This window comes from Bradyrhizobium sp. HKCCYLS1011 (genome assembly GCF_051167795.1).
GTDB lineage: Bacteria > Pseudomonadota > Alphaproteobacteria > Rhizobiales > Xanthobacteraceae > Bradyrhizobium.
In genome coordinates, this window is the sequence record NZ_JBNPTT010000001.1 from 866,522 (window position 1) to 881,713 (window position 15,192).

The 15,192-nt window shown below is 65.5% G+C and carries 14 protein-coding genes; 6 read left to right on the forward strand and 8 right to left on the reverse strand.

Translation table 11 applies throughout. The features are described 5' to 3' along the window. Positions 1 to 55: 55 nt before the first annotated feature. Positions 56 to 583: a DUF1003 domain-containing protein gene (locus ACQR1W_RS04050; RefSeq protein WP_434849586.1), complete on the forward strand. Its 528-nt coding sequence runs from the start codon at positions 56 to 58 to the stop codon at positions 581 to 583. Positions 584 to 626: 43 nt separating this feature from the next. On the opposite strand, the gene ACQR1W_RS04055 is transcribed toward ACQR1W_RS04050, so the two are convergent. The 5 genes from ACQR1W_RS04055 to ACQR1W_RS04075 form a co-directional block, all read right to left on the reverse strand. Beyond that, entirely contained in the window at positions 627 to 977 is a 351-nt protein-coding gene (locus tag ACQR1W_RS04055; protein ID WP_434849587.1) for a hypothetical protein, read from the reverse strand. Positions 978 to 1,146: 169 nt separating this feature from the next. After that, complete coding sequence (locus tag ACQR1W_RS04060; protein WP_434849588.1) at positions 1,147 to 1,419, reverse strand: DUF3551 domain-containing protein; 273 nt, start codon at positions 1,417 to 1,419, stop codon at positions 1,147 to 1,149. A gap of 82 nt (positions 1,420 to 1,501) precedes the next feature. Continuing rightward, positions 1,502 to 1,852 (reverse strand): DUF3551 domain-containing protein, encoded by a 351-nt coding sequence (locus ACQR1W_RS04065; RefSeq protein ID WP_434849589.1) that lies wholly within the window; start codon positions 1,850 to 1,852, stop codon positions 1,502 to 1,504. 245 nt (positions 1,853 to 2,097) lie between these two features. Then, a complete protein-coding gene (locus tag ACQR1W_RS04070; RefSeq protein ID WP_434849590.1) occupies positions 2,098 to 2,793 on the reverse strand; it encodes an RlmE family RNA methyltransferase in 696 nt (231 codons plus the stop codon). 239 nt (positions 2,794 to 3,032) lie between these two features. After that, positions 3,033 to 4,103 (reverse strand): Ppx/GppA phosphatase family protein, encoded by a 1,071-nt coding sequence (locus ACQR1W_RS04075; protein WP_434849591.1) that lies wholly within the window; start codon positions 4,101 to 4,103, stop codon positions 3,033 to 3,035. A 222-nt stretch (positions 4,104 to 4,325) separates the two neighbouring features. Here ACQR1W_RS04075 and ACQR1W_RS04080 point away from each other — a divergent pair, with 222 nt between their 5' ends. Beyond that, entirely contained in the window at positions 4,326 to 6,701 is a 2,376-nt protein-coding gene (locus ACQR1W_RS04080; protein WP_434849592.1) for a xanthine dehydrogenase family protein molybdopterin-binding subunit, read from the forward strand. A 248-nt stretch (positions 6,702 to 6,949) separates the two neighbouring features. Here the strand turns inward: ACQR1W_RS04080 and ACQR1W_RS04085 are convergent, their stop codons facing one another. Then, positions 6,950 to 7,750 carry a hypothetical protein gene (locus ACQR1W_RS04085; protein WP_434849593.1) on the reverse strand — a complete coding sequence of 267 codons (801 nt, stop codon included), beginning with the start codon at positions 7,748 to 7,750 and terminating at the stop codon, positions 6,950 to 6,952. Positions 7,751 to 7,942: 192 nt separating this feature from the next. Between ACQR1W_RS04085 and ACQR1W_RS04090 the strand changes: the two genes are divergently transcribed. The 3 genes from ACQR1W_RS04090 (at position 7,943) to ACQR1W_RS04100 (ending at position 11,599) form a co-directional block, all read left to right on the forward strand. Continuing rightward, the gene (locus ACQR1W_RS04090; protein ID WP_434849594.1) at positions 7,943 to 8,425 is read left to right on the forward strand and encodes a YaiI/YqxD family protein; all 483 of its coding nucleotides are present in this window, start codon (positions 7,943 to 7,945) and stop codon (positions 8,423 to 8,425) included. A 6-nt stretch (positions 8,426 to 8,431) separates the two neighbouring features. Next, positions 8,432 to 10,252, forward strand: a complete 1,821-nt coding sequence (locus tag ACQR1W_RS04095) for an ABC-F family ATP-binding cassette domain-containing protein (protein WP_434849595.1) — start codon at positions 8,432 to 8,434, stop codon at positions 10,250 to 10,252. A gap of 267 nt (positions 10,253 to 10,519) precedes the next feature. Then, positions 10,520 to 11,599, forward strand: a complete 1,080-nt coding sequence (locus ACQR1W_RS04100) for a D-TA family PLP-dependent enzyme (RefSeq protein WP_434849596.1) — start codon at positions 10,520 to 10,522, stop codon at positions 11,597 to 11,599. Here ACQR1W_RS04100 and ACQR1W_RS04105 read toward each other — a convergent pair. After that, a complete protein-coding gene (locus tag ACQR1W_RS04105) occupies positions 11,596 to 12,510 on the reverse strand; it encodes a LysR family transcriptional regulator (RefSeq protein WP_434849597.1) in 915 nt (304 codons plus the stop codon). The genes ACQR1W_RS04100 and ACQR1W_RS04105 overlap by 4 nt on opposite strands. A gap of 93 nt (positions 12,511 to 12,603) precedes the next feature. On the opposite strand from ACQR1W_RS04105, the gene ACQR1W_RS04110 reads away from it, so the two are divergent. After that, positions 12,604 to 13,821 (forward strand): MFS transporter, encoded by a 1,218-nt coding sequence (locus tag ACQR1W_RS04110; RefSeq protein WP_434849598.1) that lies wholly within the window; start codon positions 12,604 to 12,606, stop codon positions 13,819 to 13,821. Positions 13,822 to 13,831: 10 nt separating this feature from the next. Here ACQR1W_RS04110 and ACQR1W_RS04115 read toward each other — a convergent pair whose 3' ends face one another. Next, positions 13,832 to 15,061, reverse strand: a complete 1,230-nt coding sequence (locus tag ACQR1W_RS04115; RefSeq protein WP_434849599.1) for an NAD(P)/FAD-dependent oxidoreductase — start codon at positions 15,059 to 15,061, stop codon at positions 13,832 to 13,834. Positions 15,062 to 15,192: the final 131 nt, after the last annotated feature.

The window sequence follows — 15,192 nt, forward strand, 5'->3', positions numbered from 1 at the left end:
ATTCGTCGGGGCGCAGCCGATCGGAACGGGTAGCGGCAGACGCCGTTGCCCTTGCATGACCAAACAACTGGCTCCCGCTCCCAGCCAAGGCCTGACACCGGCTTTGGAGCGCAACATCAAGGCCCTTGTCGACCGGCGGAAGCGTGAAGAACGGGAGGCGACGCGCCAGCAAAAGCTTGCCGACGCCATCACGCGCTTCACGGGGTCGATGACATTCGTCTACGTGCACCTGGTCGTATTAGGCGTTTGGATCGTGGCGAACCTGCATCTGATTCCGGGCGTGCCGGCCTGGGATGAGAGCTTCGTGGTGCTCGCCATGGTCGCCTCGGTGGAGGCGATCTTCCTGTCGACTTTCGTGCTGATCTCACAGAACCGCATGGCGGCCGAGGCGGACAAGCGGGCCGACCTCGATCTGCAGATCAGCCTTCTCACCGAGCACGAGCTCACGCAAGTCGTGACGCTCCTGAACCAGATGGCATCCCGACTCGGGATCGAGCCCGATGCGCAGCCGGCGCTGCGCGAAGCCTCGCGCGATATCGCCCCAGAGCGGGTGCTCGACAAGATCGAGGAAGCTCAAGGCTGATGCCGGCATCATCGCAAGATGACGATGCAGCCGCTCGAATTGGTCAGCCGCAATTCCAGACCAGGCCGATCGGCGTGCGCGTCCAGCACGGGCCGAAGCTGCCGCCATTGTAGTGGCCGCGGTAGAAGCCGGGACGGCCGAAATAGTGCCACTCGCCATTGTAGAGGTAATAGCGCGGCGTGGGATCTATGTACCAATGCCGGCGCTTCGGCCCCTCGCGCAGCGCGTCCTTGTCGGCATAGAGCGGAAGGCTGTTGTTCGGCGGCTGGTGGTAGCCGGGCAAAAAGCCATAGCCATGCCAGCGTTGCGGTTTCTTATGTGCCGAGGCGGCGAAGGCGATGGCCGGCAGCAGGACAACAAGAAGAGCACTGAAGACAGTGATGAGGCGCGACATGCGCGCATCATAGCGGGCCTGCGGCCCGAAATCGATTCAAATCGAAGCGCACCTCAGTCTGAGAAACGAACAGTCACCAAATTGCAGGACACCGTTGCGCTCGCGCACCTCACCAGTCCCACGCGTCCGCCCCGAAACAAACGGAAACGTGGCACAAACAGGTCGATGCTCAGTAAGCGTGCCGATGCCGGCGATGGTGCGAGCGCGCCGGCAGCGGCGCTTCCACAAAATATGGATTGATCACGCACATCGCCGCGCGGCCCGAGGCCGAAGCCCGGCACTGCGGCAGCGACGTGTAGCTGCAGTCGATCCATTCACCGCCGCCGTCGTCGGACCCGTCATAGACCTTCATGCACACGGGGACACGAGGATCATAGGTCTGCGCCTCGGCCGGAAGGACCGAGATTGCGAGCACGAGGATGCTCCAGGCCAGGACACGCATCAGAACCTCCACCGCAGCACTCGTGAGCAATCCTCGACCTGTATCAACGCCTGAAGACAGCGAGAACGCAGAATTCACGTCCTCAGTAGGCGCGGCGATGCCTGCGGCCGGCCCATTCGGGCGGCGGCGTTGGCGGAAACCAAGGATTGACTATGCACATCGCCGGACGGCCCGAGGCCGTGGCCTGACACTGCGGCAACGACGTGTAGCTACAGTCGATCCATTCGCCGCCGCCGAGCGGCCCGGCATAAAGTTTCATGCACACGGGAAAGCGAGGGTCATAGGTCTGGGCTTTGGCCGGAATGGACAGGATGGTGGCGCACACGAGGATGCTCCAAGCCAGAACGCGCATCGGTATCTCCGTGGTAGCGGTCGTCAAAAGACAAACCGGCAAGATCGACTCGGCACTTTGCTTTGGATCAAGAAAAGTCATGGCCCGCTCAGCGTCCTTGCGTGACGAACGCCGGGCGATCGTTGAGCTGTATCAACACACGGCGAGAGCCGGAAGACCAAATTAGTCAGGTCACAATCCAACCCGGATTCCCGCCATGATCGAACCGAAGCTTGCATTGATGTTGGCGCTGATAGGAACTCTCCTGCTGTCGCCGTATGTTCCGGAGCATCCCCTTCGGATTTTGGCGGCTCGACTGCCTCGCCGAATCGGCCGCAACCGAGCCATTACTCGACGTCCACGGCCTGACCGCCCCTGAACCCCATCGCCAGCACGTAGCGCTCGGAGGAATCCTGCCGGCTCGCTGCCGGCTTGACGTGGCGGACGCTGGCGAAATCGCGCTTCAGCTGCGCCAGCAGCTCTGCATCGGCGCCGCTCTGGAAAGTTTTGGCGACGAAAGCCCCGCCGGGCTTGAGCACCTCGCCAGCGAAATGCGCCGCGAGCTCGACCAGGCCGACGATGCGGAGCTGATCGGTCTTGCGATGGCCGGTGGTGTTCGCCGCCATGTCCGACATGACCACATCGGCGCGGCCGCCGAGCATCGCCATGAGCTTGTCCGGCGCATCACTGGCGTGGAAATCGAGCTGGGTGAAGGTGACACCCGGAATCTCACCCATCTCCAAGAGGTCGATCGCGATCACACGGCCGCGGCCCGCATCGGCGCCGACGCGCTTCGCCGCGATCTGGCTCCAGCCGCCGGGGGCGGCACCGAGATCGACCACCGTCATGCCCGGCTTCAAGACGTGATATTTGTCGTCGATCTCGAGCAGCTTGTATGCCGCGCGCGAGCGGTAGCCGTCACGCTTGGCCTGCGCGACATAGGGATCGTTGAGCTGGCGCTCCAGCCAGAGCTTTGAGGACAGCTTGCGCTTGCCTCCGGTCCTGACCTGCACATGCAGCCGGCCAGTGGTGTCTTTTGCCATTTGAGTCTCTGCGGTCGTAGCCAGAGTGCCGTCGTTCGATGGGATCGGTCGATCCTCAAGGTACAACAGCAATTGCAAGGTCCACCCTCCCTGGAGGAGGAGGGTCGATCGTGAGCGAAGCGAGCAATCGGGGTGGGGTGAAGCCACAGCAACTCTGCCCGTGGCTCACCCCACCCCGTCTCACATTTCGCTTCGCTCAATGTGAGCCGACCCTCCCCCTCAAGGGGAGGGTAAAGACGCTACGCGGTCCTGAGCGCGCCGTCCTCGCGCATCATCTCGACCAGCATCCCCTCGCGCAGGCCGCGGTCGGCGACCCGCAGCCGCGGCAGCGGGAACGCCTGGCGGATCGAGTCCAGGATCGCACAGCCAGCGAGCACGAGGTCGGCGCGCTCGACGCTGATGCAATTGTTGTCGGCGCGCTCCCGATAGCTCATGGACAAGAGCCGCGCGATGGTGGCCGAGATCTCGGCATCGTTGATCCAGATACCGTCCACCCGCCTGCGATCATAACGCATCAGGTTGAGGTGAATCCCTGCGAGTGTCGTGACGGTCCCCGACGTGCCGAGCAGATGCATGCCGGCGAGGTCGCCGCCATGCTCGGCGGCAAAGGGTCCGACATGCCCCGACACCGTCTCGACCATCGCGGCATAGATCTCGGGCGTGACGTCGCGGCCGCCGAACCGTTCGGCCAGCGTGACCACCCCGAGCGGGATCGACATCCAGGCCTTGATCTGGGGTTCCGCATGGCGGTCCGCCGGGTCGCGCTCGATCCGCACCAATTCGCTGGAGCCGCCGCCGATATCGAACAGGATCGCGCCGTGCCCATGGGGGTCGAGCAGCGGCGCGCAGCCTTTCACCGCCAGCGCGGCCTCGGTTTCGCGGTCGATCACCTCGAGCCGGATGCCGGTCTCGGCCGCCACCCGGTCCCGAAAACCCTGGGCATTCGAAGCCGCCCGGCAGGCTTCGGTCGCGATCAGGCGCAGGCGCCTGGCCTTTCGGAACTGGATCTTGTCCCGGCAGATGCTGAGCGCGGCAATGGCGCGTTCCATTGCCGCCTCACTGATGCAGCCGGTGGTCGAGATGCCCTCGCCCAGCCGGACGATGCGCGAGAACGAGTCCACCACGCGAAAACTTTCGCCCGAGGGACAGGCGATCAGGAGCCGACAGTTGTTGGTTCCGAGATCGAGAGCCGCGTAGACGCTGCTGCCATTGGCGGCACACGGCGTCCCAGGGTCCAGACCCGGTTGCAGTCCAGGCTCGATGTTCCCGCGCGGTGCAAGGCTCTCTCGCAGCCGCGTGTCATTGATCATCCAAATTGTCTTTCCGCCGGCGCAAGCCGCCAGCATGGAATTTCGCTTTCCTGAAACATTAGCAGTGCATAGCGCCTGTGCAACAGTCCCGACGCGCCCGGAGAGCCCTTCCTTGAGGCATGACGAACCATTCCTAATCGGGCGTTGTCGGGCGCGGAGGGGCAGACTATCTGGGAACAGCACGCGATTTTCGCGACCATCCAGCCTTTTGGGTTCAATTCCATGCAAGATTTCACCTCCCCGGCCGCCCTCGAAAACGCAATGGCGCTGCAGAAATTCGGGGTCGGCCAGCCGGTGCGCCGCAAAGAGGATGACACGCTGGTCCGGGGCCAGGGCAAATATACCGACGATGTCAACCTACCCGGCCAGGCCTATGCCTGGATCGTCCGCTCCAGCCATGCCCACGGCCTGATCAAGGCGATCGACACCGCGGCTGCCAGGGCCATGCCCGGCGTGCTCGGGGTCTGGACCGGCGCCGACCTCGCGGCCGCCAATTACGGGCCCTTCACCTGCGGCCTGCCGCTGAAAAACCGTGACGGCACCCCGATCCTGCAGACCAACCGTCTGGCCTTGCCGACCGACAAGGTCCGCTTCGTCGGCGATCCCGTGGCCTTCGTCGTCGCCGAGACCATGAACCAGGCCCGCGATGCCGCCGAAGCCGTCGAGGTCGACATCGAGCCCCTGCCCGCGGTCACCAATGCCGAAGAAGCGACCAAGCCCGGCGCGCCCCAGCTCTACGACCACATCCCGAACAACGTGGCGCTGGACTATCATTATGGCGACACCGCCAAGATCGATGAGGCCTTTGCCAAGGCCGCCCATGTGACCCGGCTCGACATTCTCAACACCCGCATCGCGGTCGTGCCGATGGAGCCACGGGTTGCGCTAGCCTCCTTCGACAAGGGAAACGAGCGCTACACGCTCCAGGTGCCGACGCAGGGCGTTTCCGGCAACAAGGCGATGCTGGCGAAGATCCTGAACGTCGCGCCGGAGAAGGTGCGCATCCTGACCGGCAATGTCGGCGGCTCGTTCGGCATGAAGAATGTCGGCTACCCCGAATATGTCTGCATCCTGCATGCGGCCAAGGAGCTGGGACGCCCGGTGAAATGGCGCGACGAGCGCTCCGGCAGCTTCCTGTCCGACAGCCACGGCCGCGACCAGATCATCCATGGCGAGCTTGCGCTCGATGCCGAGGGCCATTTCCTGGCGGTGCGGCTGTCCGGCTACGGCAATCTCGGCGCCTACATCATGGGCGTCGCGCCGAGCCCGCTTTCGCTCAACACCGGCAAGAACCTGGCCAGCGTCTATCGCACGCCGCTGCTGTCGGTCGACATCAAGACCGTGCTCACCAACATCACCTTGATGGGCGCCTATCGCGGCGCCGGCCGGCCCGAGGCGAACTATTTCATGGAGCGGCTGATCGACAGCGCCGCCGACGAGATGGGCATCGACCGGCTGACCATGCGCAAGCGCAATTTCATCAAGCCGAACCAGATGCCGTTCCCGGCGGCCTCGGGCGTGACGTATGATTCCGGCGATTTCGCCGCGGTGTTCCAGAAGGCGTTGGAGCTGTCCGACTTCGACAATTACAACAAGCGCAAGCGCGAGAGCCGCAGGAACGGCAAGCTCCGCGGCGTCGCCGTCGGCTCCTACCTCGAGGTCACCGCACCGCCGTCAGGAGAACTCGGCAAGATCACCTTCGATGCCGATGGCGGCGTGACGCTCACCACCGGCACGCTGGATTATGGCCAGGGCCATGCCACGCCGTTCGCCCAGGTGCTGTCGGCCCAGCTCGGCGTGCCCTTCGAGAAGGTCCGGCTGGAGCAGAGCGACAGCGACCTCGTCCGCTTCGGCAACGGCACCGGCGGCTCGCGCTCGATCACCGCGACCGGCCAGGCGATCGTCGAGGCCTCGCAGCTCGTGATCACCAAGGGCAAACAGGCGGCGGCGCATCTGCTCGAGGCGTCCGAGGCCGACATCGAATTCGGCGATGGCCGCTTCACCATCGCCGGCACCGACCGCGCGATCGACATCATGGAGCTCGCGCAGCGGATGCGCGAGGGCAAGATGCCCGAGGGCGTGCCGGCCTCGCTCGATGTCGACCACGCCACCAACAGCACGGAATCGGCATTCCCGAACGGCTGTCATGTCGCCGAGGTCGAGGTCGATCCGGACACCGGCGTGGTGCAGGTGGTCGCCTATACCGGCGTCAACGACTTCGGCACCGTCGTCAATCCGATGATCGTCGCCGGCCAGCTTCACGGCGGCGTCGCGCAAGGCATCGGACAGGCGCTGATGGAGCATGTGCGTTACGACGAGAGCGGCCAGCCGATCACGGGCTCGCTGATGGACTATGCCCTGCCCCGCGCCTCCGACGTCCCGAGCATGACGGTGGGCGATCACCCGGTGCCGGCCAAGACCAATCCGCTGGGCACCAAGGGCTGCGGCGAAGCCGGCTGCGCCGGCTCGCTTTCGACCGTGGTCAACGCGGTGATCGACGCGCTCTCGGAGTATGGCGTCAAGCACCTCGACATGCCCTTGACGGCGGAGAAGGTGTGGCGCGCGATCCAGGACGGCAAGGCGAACAAGGCGGCGTAAGCGCGCCGTGGGACTAGCGCGGTTCTCGAATGAGCCGCGATGGTTCCTCGTCCTCAACTGTCATCATCCGCCACCGGGTCTCGCCTTCGGCGAGCCCGATGACAGGCTCCAGCGGATGATCCAGTATTCCAGAGGCGACTGTGCTTCAGCCGAGAGGCCGCAGCGTACTGGATGCCCCGCCTGCGCGGGGCATGACGCCCCGTTGTACGGCGGCCGCGCGCCTGTTTCGGAGCAGTCCGTCTTGCAAGCTAAGCCACCGTCTGCTCGCGCGGCTGGTAGATCGCGACGTGATGGCAATGCGCGAGCGGCGTTGACCCGTTCGCGACCACCAGCGCATCGAGCTCGACGAAGCGGTGGCCCTTTTTCTCGTAGTTGGCGACCACCTTCGCGCGCGCCGTGAGCTCATCCCCTTCGGAAAAGGCCGAGAGCAGCTGCATGCGGCTCCCGACATGAATCCATGGCCCCAGGATCACGTTGTCGACCAGGAGGCGGTTCATCACCCGCTGCAGCATGCCGGGGTGGCCGAGACGATGGTCGGCATAGATCGGAGCACGTTCGCTGATCTCAGCAAGGTAGGCCGCAGCGATCGGTCCGGGCCAGGCGCGGGGCGCCGTGCCGAGACGGCTTCCGACCGCGAACGACTCCGCGCTGATGGGCTTGCGCTCGGCGACCGCTCCGACATCTTCGTAATCGGTGAGCGCAATCGGCGGCGCCGCTGACGGCAGCGACGCCGATCCCGTGGCACAGAGCTCGCCGCGGCTCTCGACCTCGAGCGTCAGCCCGTCCTCGGCTTCGCTGGCCCTGATCTCGACCATCTCGCCGTCATAGACCGGTTTGACGAACCGCGCCTCGATCAGGCCGCGCTCCAGGAATGGCCGGCCCCATCGCGCGACCGGCAGATGCACCATATAGGCCATCACCTCGACGCCCGGGACCAATCCGCCGGTGAAGCCGAACCGCCGCGCCACCGTATCGTCGTGCATCTTGTTCTCGGATTGCTTGGCCGTGTTAGTGGCCTCGACGCGATAGGTCCTGAGCCGGCTCGCCATCGGCATTTCCCCTGCTTGTCGTGATCTTGCCGGCGATGGTAGCGGCCGGACCTGCGGCGGCCAAGACAGGCTTTGAACACAAGCTTTGAAGACACGCTTTGAAGCCGCTGCTTTGGCTCGCAATTTCAGCGGCAATGGGGTAACCAGCCGAGGCCCGCAACAACGGCCCGTAACACCTGGAAGACAGCCGAATTGAACCCGACCCGCATCTATGTCGACGCCGACGCCTGCCCCGTGAAGGACGAGATCTATCGGGTCGCCGTCCGGCATGGCGTGCCGGTCAGCGTGGTCGCCGGCAACTTCATCCGGGTGCCACAGGATCCCCTGATCGCGCGGGTCGCTGCGGGTTCCGGGATGGATGCCGCCGACGATTGGATCGCGGAACGGGCGGGCCGAGGCGACATTGTCATCACCTGGGACATTCCGCTGGCGAGCCGCTGTGTGAAGGCCGGGGCCGAGGTGATCGCGCCGAACGGCAAGCCGTTCACCGAGGACTCGATCGGCATGGCGCTGGCGGTGCGCAATTTGATGACCGATTTGCGGTCATCGGGCGAAGTGACCGGCGGCCCGAAATCCTACACGCCGCGCGACCGGTCGGCGTTCTTGTCGGCGCTCGATCAGACCATCCGCCGGCTGCAGCGGCAGCGCGCAGAGATCGCGCAGCAGCAGAGTTAGCAGACCATGGCGCCACCGCTGATCCAACTCAAAGACATCAAGCTCACCTTCGGCGGCACGCCGTTGCTGTCGGGCGTCGAGCTCTCGGTCTCGCCCGGCGAGCGCGTCTGCCTGATCGGCCGCAACGGCTCCGGCAAGTCGACCCTGCTGAAGATCGCCGCCGGCCTGGTCGAAGCCGACAGCGGCACCCGTTTTGTCCAACCGGGCGCCACGGTGCGCTATCTGCCGCAGGAGCCGGATTTCTCCGGCCATGCCACCACGCTCGCTTATGTCGAGGCAGGTCTCGGCCCCGGTGACGATCCCTACCAGGCGCGCTATCTGGTCGAGCAGCTCGGCCTGACCGGCGAGGAAGATCCGGCGCATCTGTCCGGCGGCGAGGCGCGGCGCGCGGCGATCGCCCGCGTGCTGGCGCCCTCGCCCGATATTCTTCTGCTGGACGAGCCGACCAACCATCTCGACCTGCCGACCATCGAATGGCTCGAGAACGAACTCGACGGCCGCCGCTGCGCGCTGGTCCTGATCAGCCACGACCGCCGCTTCCTCACCAATTTGTCGCGCGCGACCGCCTGGCTCGACCGCGGCCAGATCAAGCAGATCGACCGCGGCTTCGCCGCCTTCGAGGCCTGGCGCGACGAGGTGCTGGCCGAGGAGGAGCGCGAGCAGCACAAGCTCGACCGCAAAATCGTCAACGAGGAGCACTGGCTGCGCTACGGCGTCTCCGGCCGGCGCAAGCGCAACGTCAAGCGGCTCGCCAACCTGCACGCGCTGCGTCAGCAGCGCCGCGACTATCGCGGCACCGCGGGTGCCGCCAATCTCGCGGCCGCCGAGGCCGACAAATCCGGCAAGCTGGTGATCGAGGCCAAGGGCGTCAGCAAGACCTATGGCGAGCGCAAGATCGTCGACAATTTCTCCATCCGCATTCAGCGCGGCGATCGCGTCGGCATCATCGGCCCGAACGGCGCCGGCAAGACCACGCTGGTAACGCTGCTGACCGGCGGCGACGAGCCGGACGGCGGCAGCGTGCGGCTTGGTGTGAACCTCGAAATGGCCACCCTCGACCAGCATCGCGAAAGCCTCGATCCGAAATCGACGCTTGCGGAGGCGCTGACCGGCGGCCGCGGCGATCATGTCATGGTCGGCGGCAAGCCGAAGCATGTGGTCGGCTACATGAAGGATTTTCTGTTTGCCGACGAGCAGCGGGGCACGCCGCTGGAGGTGCTCTCCGGCGGCGAGCGCGGCCGGCTGATGCTGGCCCGCGCGCTGGCCAAACCGTCCAACCTGCTGGTGCTGGACGAGCCGACCAACGATCTCGACCTCGAGACGCTCGACGTGCTCGAGGACATGCTGGGCGACTACGACGGCACGGTAATCCTGATCAGCCATGACCGTGATTTCCTCGATCGCGTCGTCACGTCCGTGATCGTGCCGGAGGGCAACGGCCGATGGATCGAATATGCCGGCGGCTATAGCGACATGCTGGCGCAGCGCGGCGCCGATCTGAAGCGCGAGGCGCGGAAGACGCCGGCGACGGACGAGAAGAAGGAAGCCAAGCCCGCTACTGCGGCTGCGCCATCCGGCGCGCCGAAGCGCAAGCTGTCCTTCAACGAGAAGCACGCGCTGGAAACGTTGCCGAAGACGATCGCAAAGCTGCAGGCCGAGATCGCAAAGCAGCAGCAGATTCTGGCCGATCCTGAGCTTTACGCCAAGGACCGCAAGAGATTCGAGACCGCCTCCGTCGCGGTCGCCACCGCGCAGGCCGAGCTCACCGCCGCCGAAGACCGCTGGCTCGAGCTGGAGATGCTGCGCGAGGAGATCGAACAGGCTTGAGGCGTCGATATGAAGCTGCCAAAGATGCCGCTGCCGTGGCCGAGCAATCGGTGCCCCTTCTCCCCTTGTGGGAGAGGGTAGCGAGATCGAACGAAGTGAGATCGCGCCGGGTGAGGGGTCTGTTTCCGCGGATGCAGACCCCTCACCCGCCTTCGATGCTTCGCATCTCAGGCACCCTCTCCCACAAGGGGAGAGGGCGCGCCGTCAGCGCGGATAGATCCGCGCACCACAACTAACGGTACAAACAGATCGTTTTGAGGGATGCCCATGACCACCCCGCTCGCCGCCAAGATCGCCCGTGAATACGGCACGCCCTGCGCCGTCATCGACATGGACAAAGTCGAGCGCAACATTGCGCGCGTGCAGGCGCTGTGCGAGGCGAGCGGCGTCGCCAATCGGCCGCACATCAAGACCCACAAGAGCCCTGTCCTCGCCAAGCTGCAGATTGCAGCCGGCGCCAAGGGCATCACCTGCCAGAAGATCGGCGAGGCCGAGATCATGGCGGACGCCGGCATCGACAACATCCTGATCAGCTACAACCTGATCGGTGAGGAGAAGATGGGCCGGCTCGCTGCGCTCCAGGCCAAGGCCGACATGACGGTCGCCGCCGACAATCCGACCGTGATCGCCGGCCTGCCGCAGGCCGCGAAGCAATCGGGCCGCAGGCTCTCGGTCGTGGTCGAATGCGATACGGGGCGCAAGCGCGCCGGTGTCGAGACGCCGGCAGAAGCCATTGCGCTGGCCAAGCAGATCTCCGCGTCCGAAGGCCTGCGCTTCGCCGGCTTCATGCTGTATCCGACCGAGACCGGCTGGGAGGACGCGCAGAAGTTCTACGACGCGGCGCTGGCCGGTGTGCGTACTGAAGGACTCGATGCATCGATCGTTTCGACCGGCGGTTCGCCGAACCTGAAGAATCTCGGCAAGCTGAACGGCGCCACCGAGCATCGTCCCGGGACCTACATCTACAACGACCGGATGCAGGTCGCCGCCGGCGTGGCCAGCTGGGACGATTGCGCGCTTCACGTCTATTCGACCGTGGTCAGCCGCGCCGCGCCCGAGCGCGGCATCCTCGATGCCGGCTCCAAGACGCTGACCACCGACACCGGCGGGCTCGACGGGCACGGCCTGATCCTGGAGCATCCGGAAGCCAAGATCGCCCGCTTCGCCGAGGAGCACGGCTTCCTCGACCTGTCCCGCAGCAACACCCGGCCCAATGTCGGCGACGTCGTGCGCATCGTGCCCAACCATGTCTGCGTCGTCGTCAACATGATGGACGAAGTCGTCATGGTCCGCGGCGAGGAGATCCTGGGCACCCTGCCGGTCGCGGCGCGGGGCAGGTTGCGTTAGCGAGACACCGGGCCGCGGATCAAGGCCTGCAACTCCCGATCAAGCGCATCGCGGAACACCTTGATCGGCCGCGCCAGACGTCCGGCCGGCGGCCGATGAACGATCCATGCACGGACCGCAGGATTGAAGTCGGTCGTCTTCACGACCTTGAGCTTGCTCCGAAGCGGGCTCTGCCGCAGCGCGATCGGCGTCACCAAGCCTACACCGAGGCCACGCGCCACCAGCGACAGACGCAACTCGGAATCGAGCGCCTCGACCGCAACATTGAACGGAAGATGCTCGGCGTCGAAATGGCGCTTCAGCGCATTCCGAAATCCGCAGCCGTCCTGATTGATGACCCAGGGCATGCGCGAAAGCTCGGCGAGGCCGACCGTCTTCGGCAGTTTCATGTCGCGCGCCACCACGAACACGACCGGCTGAGATCCGAGATCTTCGCCGGTCAGATCGGCGGGCGGGGTCACGCCATCAGGCAGGCAGATCGCCGCGGCATCAAGCTCATTGCGACCGACGCGGTCGAGTTGATGAGGCGACCATCCGGCCACGACGCGCACGGCGAGTTCGGGAAATTCCACCCGCAATGCATCGAGCGGGCCGGTCAAGCCGCTCTCTGAGAGATAGGGCGTGATCCCGAGCCTGAATTCGCCCCGCACCACGCCATCCTTGGCCACGCCCGATTTGAGGTCTTCCAGCATCCGCAACACGCGGCGGCCCTGCTCATACGCTTCGTAGCCCGCCGCGGTCGGCTTCAACGGCTTGGACAACCGGTCCAGCAACTGCGCCCCGAGCATCTGCTCCAGATTCTGGATGCGCCGGGTCACGCCGGGCTGGGTCAGGTTCAGCCGCGCCGAGGCCGCGACGATCGATCCGGTTTCCACGACGGCGACGAAGGCCAGGAGGTCGTGCGTGTTCATAACAATCCCGCATATTCTTTATCACCTTATTTGAATTGTAGCATATTGTGCCGATCCCTTAAAGGACCTCGCCGTCCATTCCGCGAGGTTCACATGACCATCTCCGAAACCAGCAAGCTGTCCGCCACGAGGCCTCTGTCGGCCCGCGCCATGATCTGGCTCGGCGCCGTCACCACCGGTGTCGTGGTCACCAACCTGTTTGCGCCGCAAATCCTGGTCGGACTGATCAGCCGTTCGCTGGTGATGAGCGAGGGGCAAGCAGGCATGATCAGCACATTGACGCTGCTCGGCTATGCGATCGGGCTGCTTCTGCTCGTGCCGCTGGTCGATCTCGTGGAGAACAAGCGTTTGATCATGCGTACGCTGGCCTGTGCCGTCGCCGCCGCGCTGATCACCGCGCTGGCGCCGACTGCGCTCGCGTTGCTGGTCGCAACCTTCATTCTCGGCGCCTCCTGTGCGGCGATCCAGATGATGGTACCGTTGGTCGCCGCCATGGTGCCAGCGGCCCAGCGTGGCCAGGCGATCGGTGATGTCATGAGCGGATTGATGATCGGCATCCTTGTGTCCCGACCATTGGCAAGCCTGATTGCCGAGGCCTGGAACTGGCGCGCCTACTACCTGGTTTCGGCCAGCGCGATGACGGTGCTCGCGGCGGCGCTCGCCCGCACCCTGCCCTCGCTGCGGCCGGCGACGAGCGCAAGCTACGCGTCGCTGCTGCGCTCCTATCCAAAGCTGTTGTGGGAAGAGCCGATCCTGCGCGTGCGGGCATGGACCGCCGCGCTCGCCATGGCCGCCTTCACCGGGTTTTGGTCGGCTGTGGCACTCCGTCTGCCGCAGCCGCCGTTCAACCTCGATGCCAACGGCATCGCATTGTTCGCGTTGGTCGGCGTGGCCGGTGCCTCGGCAACGCCCCTGGCCGGCCGATGGGGAGATCGCGGCTGGGCCCGACCGATGCTCTTCGCGACGCACGTTCTGATGGCAGGCTCACTTGCCCTCTGTGCCTGGGCCGCGCAGCTTCAATCTCACGCGAATGCCCTCCTGCTCCTCGCGCTCGGGACCATTCTGCTCGAAATCGGCATCACCACCGATCAGACATTGGGCCGGCGCGCGATCAATCTGCTGCGTCCCGAAGCCCGCGGGCGCCTCAACGCGCTGTTTGTCGCAATCTTCTTTGTCGGCGGCGCAGTCGGCGCAGCCGCAGCTTCCGCCGCCTGGTCGTACGGCGGCTGGACCAGCGTGTGTGCGGTCTCCGGCCTGTTCGGCATACTTGGGCTAGCCACCGACCTCGCGACAAGGACCGGAACGTCCTGACTCCGAACGCTTAAGGAGCGGGCGCGCGCAGCCACTTCAGCACGCCCTTCCCCGCCGCCACCCCTGTCGCAAATGACGCCTGCAGCAGATAGCCACCGGTCGGCGCTTCCCAGTCCAGCATCTCACCGCAGGCGAACACGCCGGGCAGACGCTTGATCATGTAGGCGGCATCGAGCTCATCGAGGGCGATGCCACCGGCCGTCGAGATGGCGCGCGCGAGACCGGCCGTGCCGGTGAGCTTGAGCGGCAAGCCGTTGATCAGCGCGGCGAGTTGCTCCGGCGGCAGGGATGACGGAGAAAGGCCGGCGGCCTTGCCCGCCTCCTGCAGCAAACCGATCGCGACCGGCGAGAGCTGCAGCGCCTTGCGCAGGAAATTGGAGAAAGACTGCTTGCCTCGCGGCGCCTTGAGCCGCGCAACTAACTCCTGCGTTCCGAGGTCAGGTCGAAGAGCGATCAGCAATGTCGCCGCTCCCGCCGACGCGATAGCCTCGCGCAGCTCCGCAGAGAGCGCGTAGATCGCGCCGCCCTCGATGCCTTCGCGGGTGATGATGGCTTCACCACGCACCGTCCGGCCGCTGAAGCTCAACGCGATGCTCTTCAGCGGCTGCCCCTCGAAGCGTTCGCGGAAGATGTCCGACCAGCCCGCGCTAAAGCCGCAATTGGCAGGCCGGAGCGGCGCGATGGCAACATCTCTGGCGGCAAGGATGGACGTCCACGCCCCATCCGAGCCGAGCCGCGGCCAGCTCGCGCCGCCGAGCGCCAGCACAATGGCATCGGCTGCGACCGCACGCGAACCGGTCGGTGTTTCGAATTGCAGTCGGCCCAGCTCGTCCCAGCCAGTCCAGCGGTGCCGCAGCTCAAACCGCACGCCCTGCGCATCGAGGTGCCGCAGCCAGGCGCGCAGCAGGGGCGACGCCTTGAAGCTTTCAGGGAACACCCGGCCCGAGGAGCCGACGAACGTCTTTTCGCCAAGCGTCTCGCACCATGCGCGCAGGCGCTCCGAGGGAAACGCGCGGATCGCTGCTTCGAGGAATGGCGCCGCCTCGCGATAGCGTGACAGGAACGTCGTCAGCTCTTCGCTATGGGTGAGATTGAGCCCGCCGCGCCCAGCCATCAGGAATTTACGCGCCGGCGACGGCATCGCGTCATACACGGTGACGGCGGCACCACCTTCGGCGAGCACCTCGGCCGCCATCAGCCCGGCGGGGCCGGCGCCGATGATGGCGATGTGGTTTGGCATTGAGGACATCGCGCGAATTTAAGCCGCGCCGGTCGCGAAACAACAGGTCGTCATGCCCGGGCTTGACCCGGGCATCCACGCACCACCAAGCGTGCGGTGCCAAAGACGTGGATGGCCGGGTCAAGCCCGGC

Excerpts from the sequence above, each read along its gene's own strand:
- ACQR1W_RS04100 (WP_434849596.1), top strand. The coding sequence starts at position 10,520 with ATGACCACCCCGCTCGCCGCCAAGATCGCCCGTGAATACGGCACGCCC.
- ACQR1W_RS04085 (WP_434849593.1), bottom strand. The coding sequence starts at position 7,750 with ATGGCGAGCCGGCTCAGGACCTATCGCGTCGAGGCCACTAACACGGCC.
- ACQR1W_RS04065 (WP_434849589.1), bottom strand. The coding sequence starts at position 1,852 with ATGACTTTTCTTGATCCAAAGCAAAGTGCCGAGTCGATCTTGCCGGTT.
- ACQR1W_RS04075 (WP_434849591.1), bottom strand. The coding sequence starts at position 4,103 with ATGATCAATGACACGCGGCTGCGAGAGAGCCTTGCACCGCGCGGGAAC.
- ACQR1W_RS04070 (WP_434849590.1), bottom strand. The coding sequence starts at position 2,793 with ATGGCAAAAGACACCACTGGCCGGCTGCATGTGCAGGTCAGGACCGGA.
- ACQR1W_RS04105 (WP_434849597.1), bottom strand. The coding sequence starts at position 12,510 with ATGAACACGCACGACCTCCTGGCCTTCGTCGCCGTCGTGGAAACCGGA.
- ACQR1W_RS04050 (WP_434849586.1), top strand. The coding sequence starts at position 56 with ATGACCAAACAACTGGCTCCCGCTCCCAGCCAAGGCCTGACACCGGCT.
- ACQR1W_RS04060 (WP_434849588.1), bottom strand. The coding sequence starts at position 1,419 with ATGCGTGTCCTGGCCTGGAGCATCCTCGTGCTCGCAATCTCGGTCCTT.
- ACQR1W_RS04115 (WP_434849599.1), bottom strand. The coding sequence starts at position 15,061 with ATGCCAAACCACATCGCCATCATCGGCGCCGGCCCCGCCGGGCTGATG.
- ACQR1W_RS04080 (WP_434849592.1), top strand. The coding sequence starts at position 4,326 with ATGCAAGATTTCACCTCCCCGGCCGCCCTCGAAAACGCAATGGCGCTG.
- ACQR1W_RS04110 (WP_434849598.1), top strand. The coding sequence starts at position 12,604 with ATGACCATCTCCGAAACCAGCAAGCTGTCCGCCACGAGGCCTCTGTCG.
- ACQR1W_RS04095 (WP_434849595.1), top strand. The coding sequence starts at position 8,432 with ATGGCGCCACCGCTGATCCAACTCAAAGACATCAAGCTCACCTTCGGC.
- ACQR1W_RS04055 (WP_434849587.1), bottom strand. The coding sequence starts at position 977 with ATGTCGCGCCTCATCACTGTCTTCAGTGCTCTTCTTGTTGTCCTGCTG.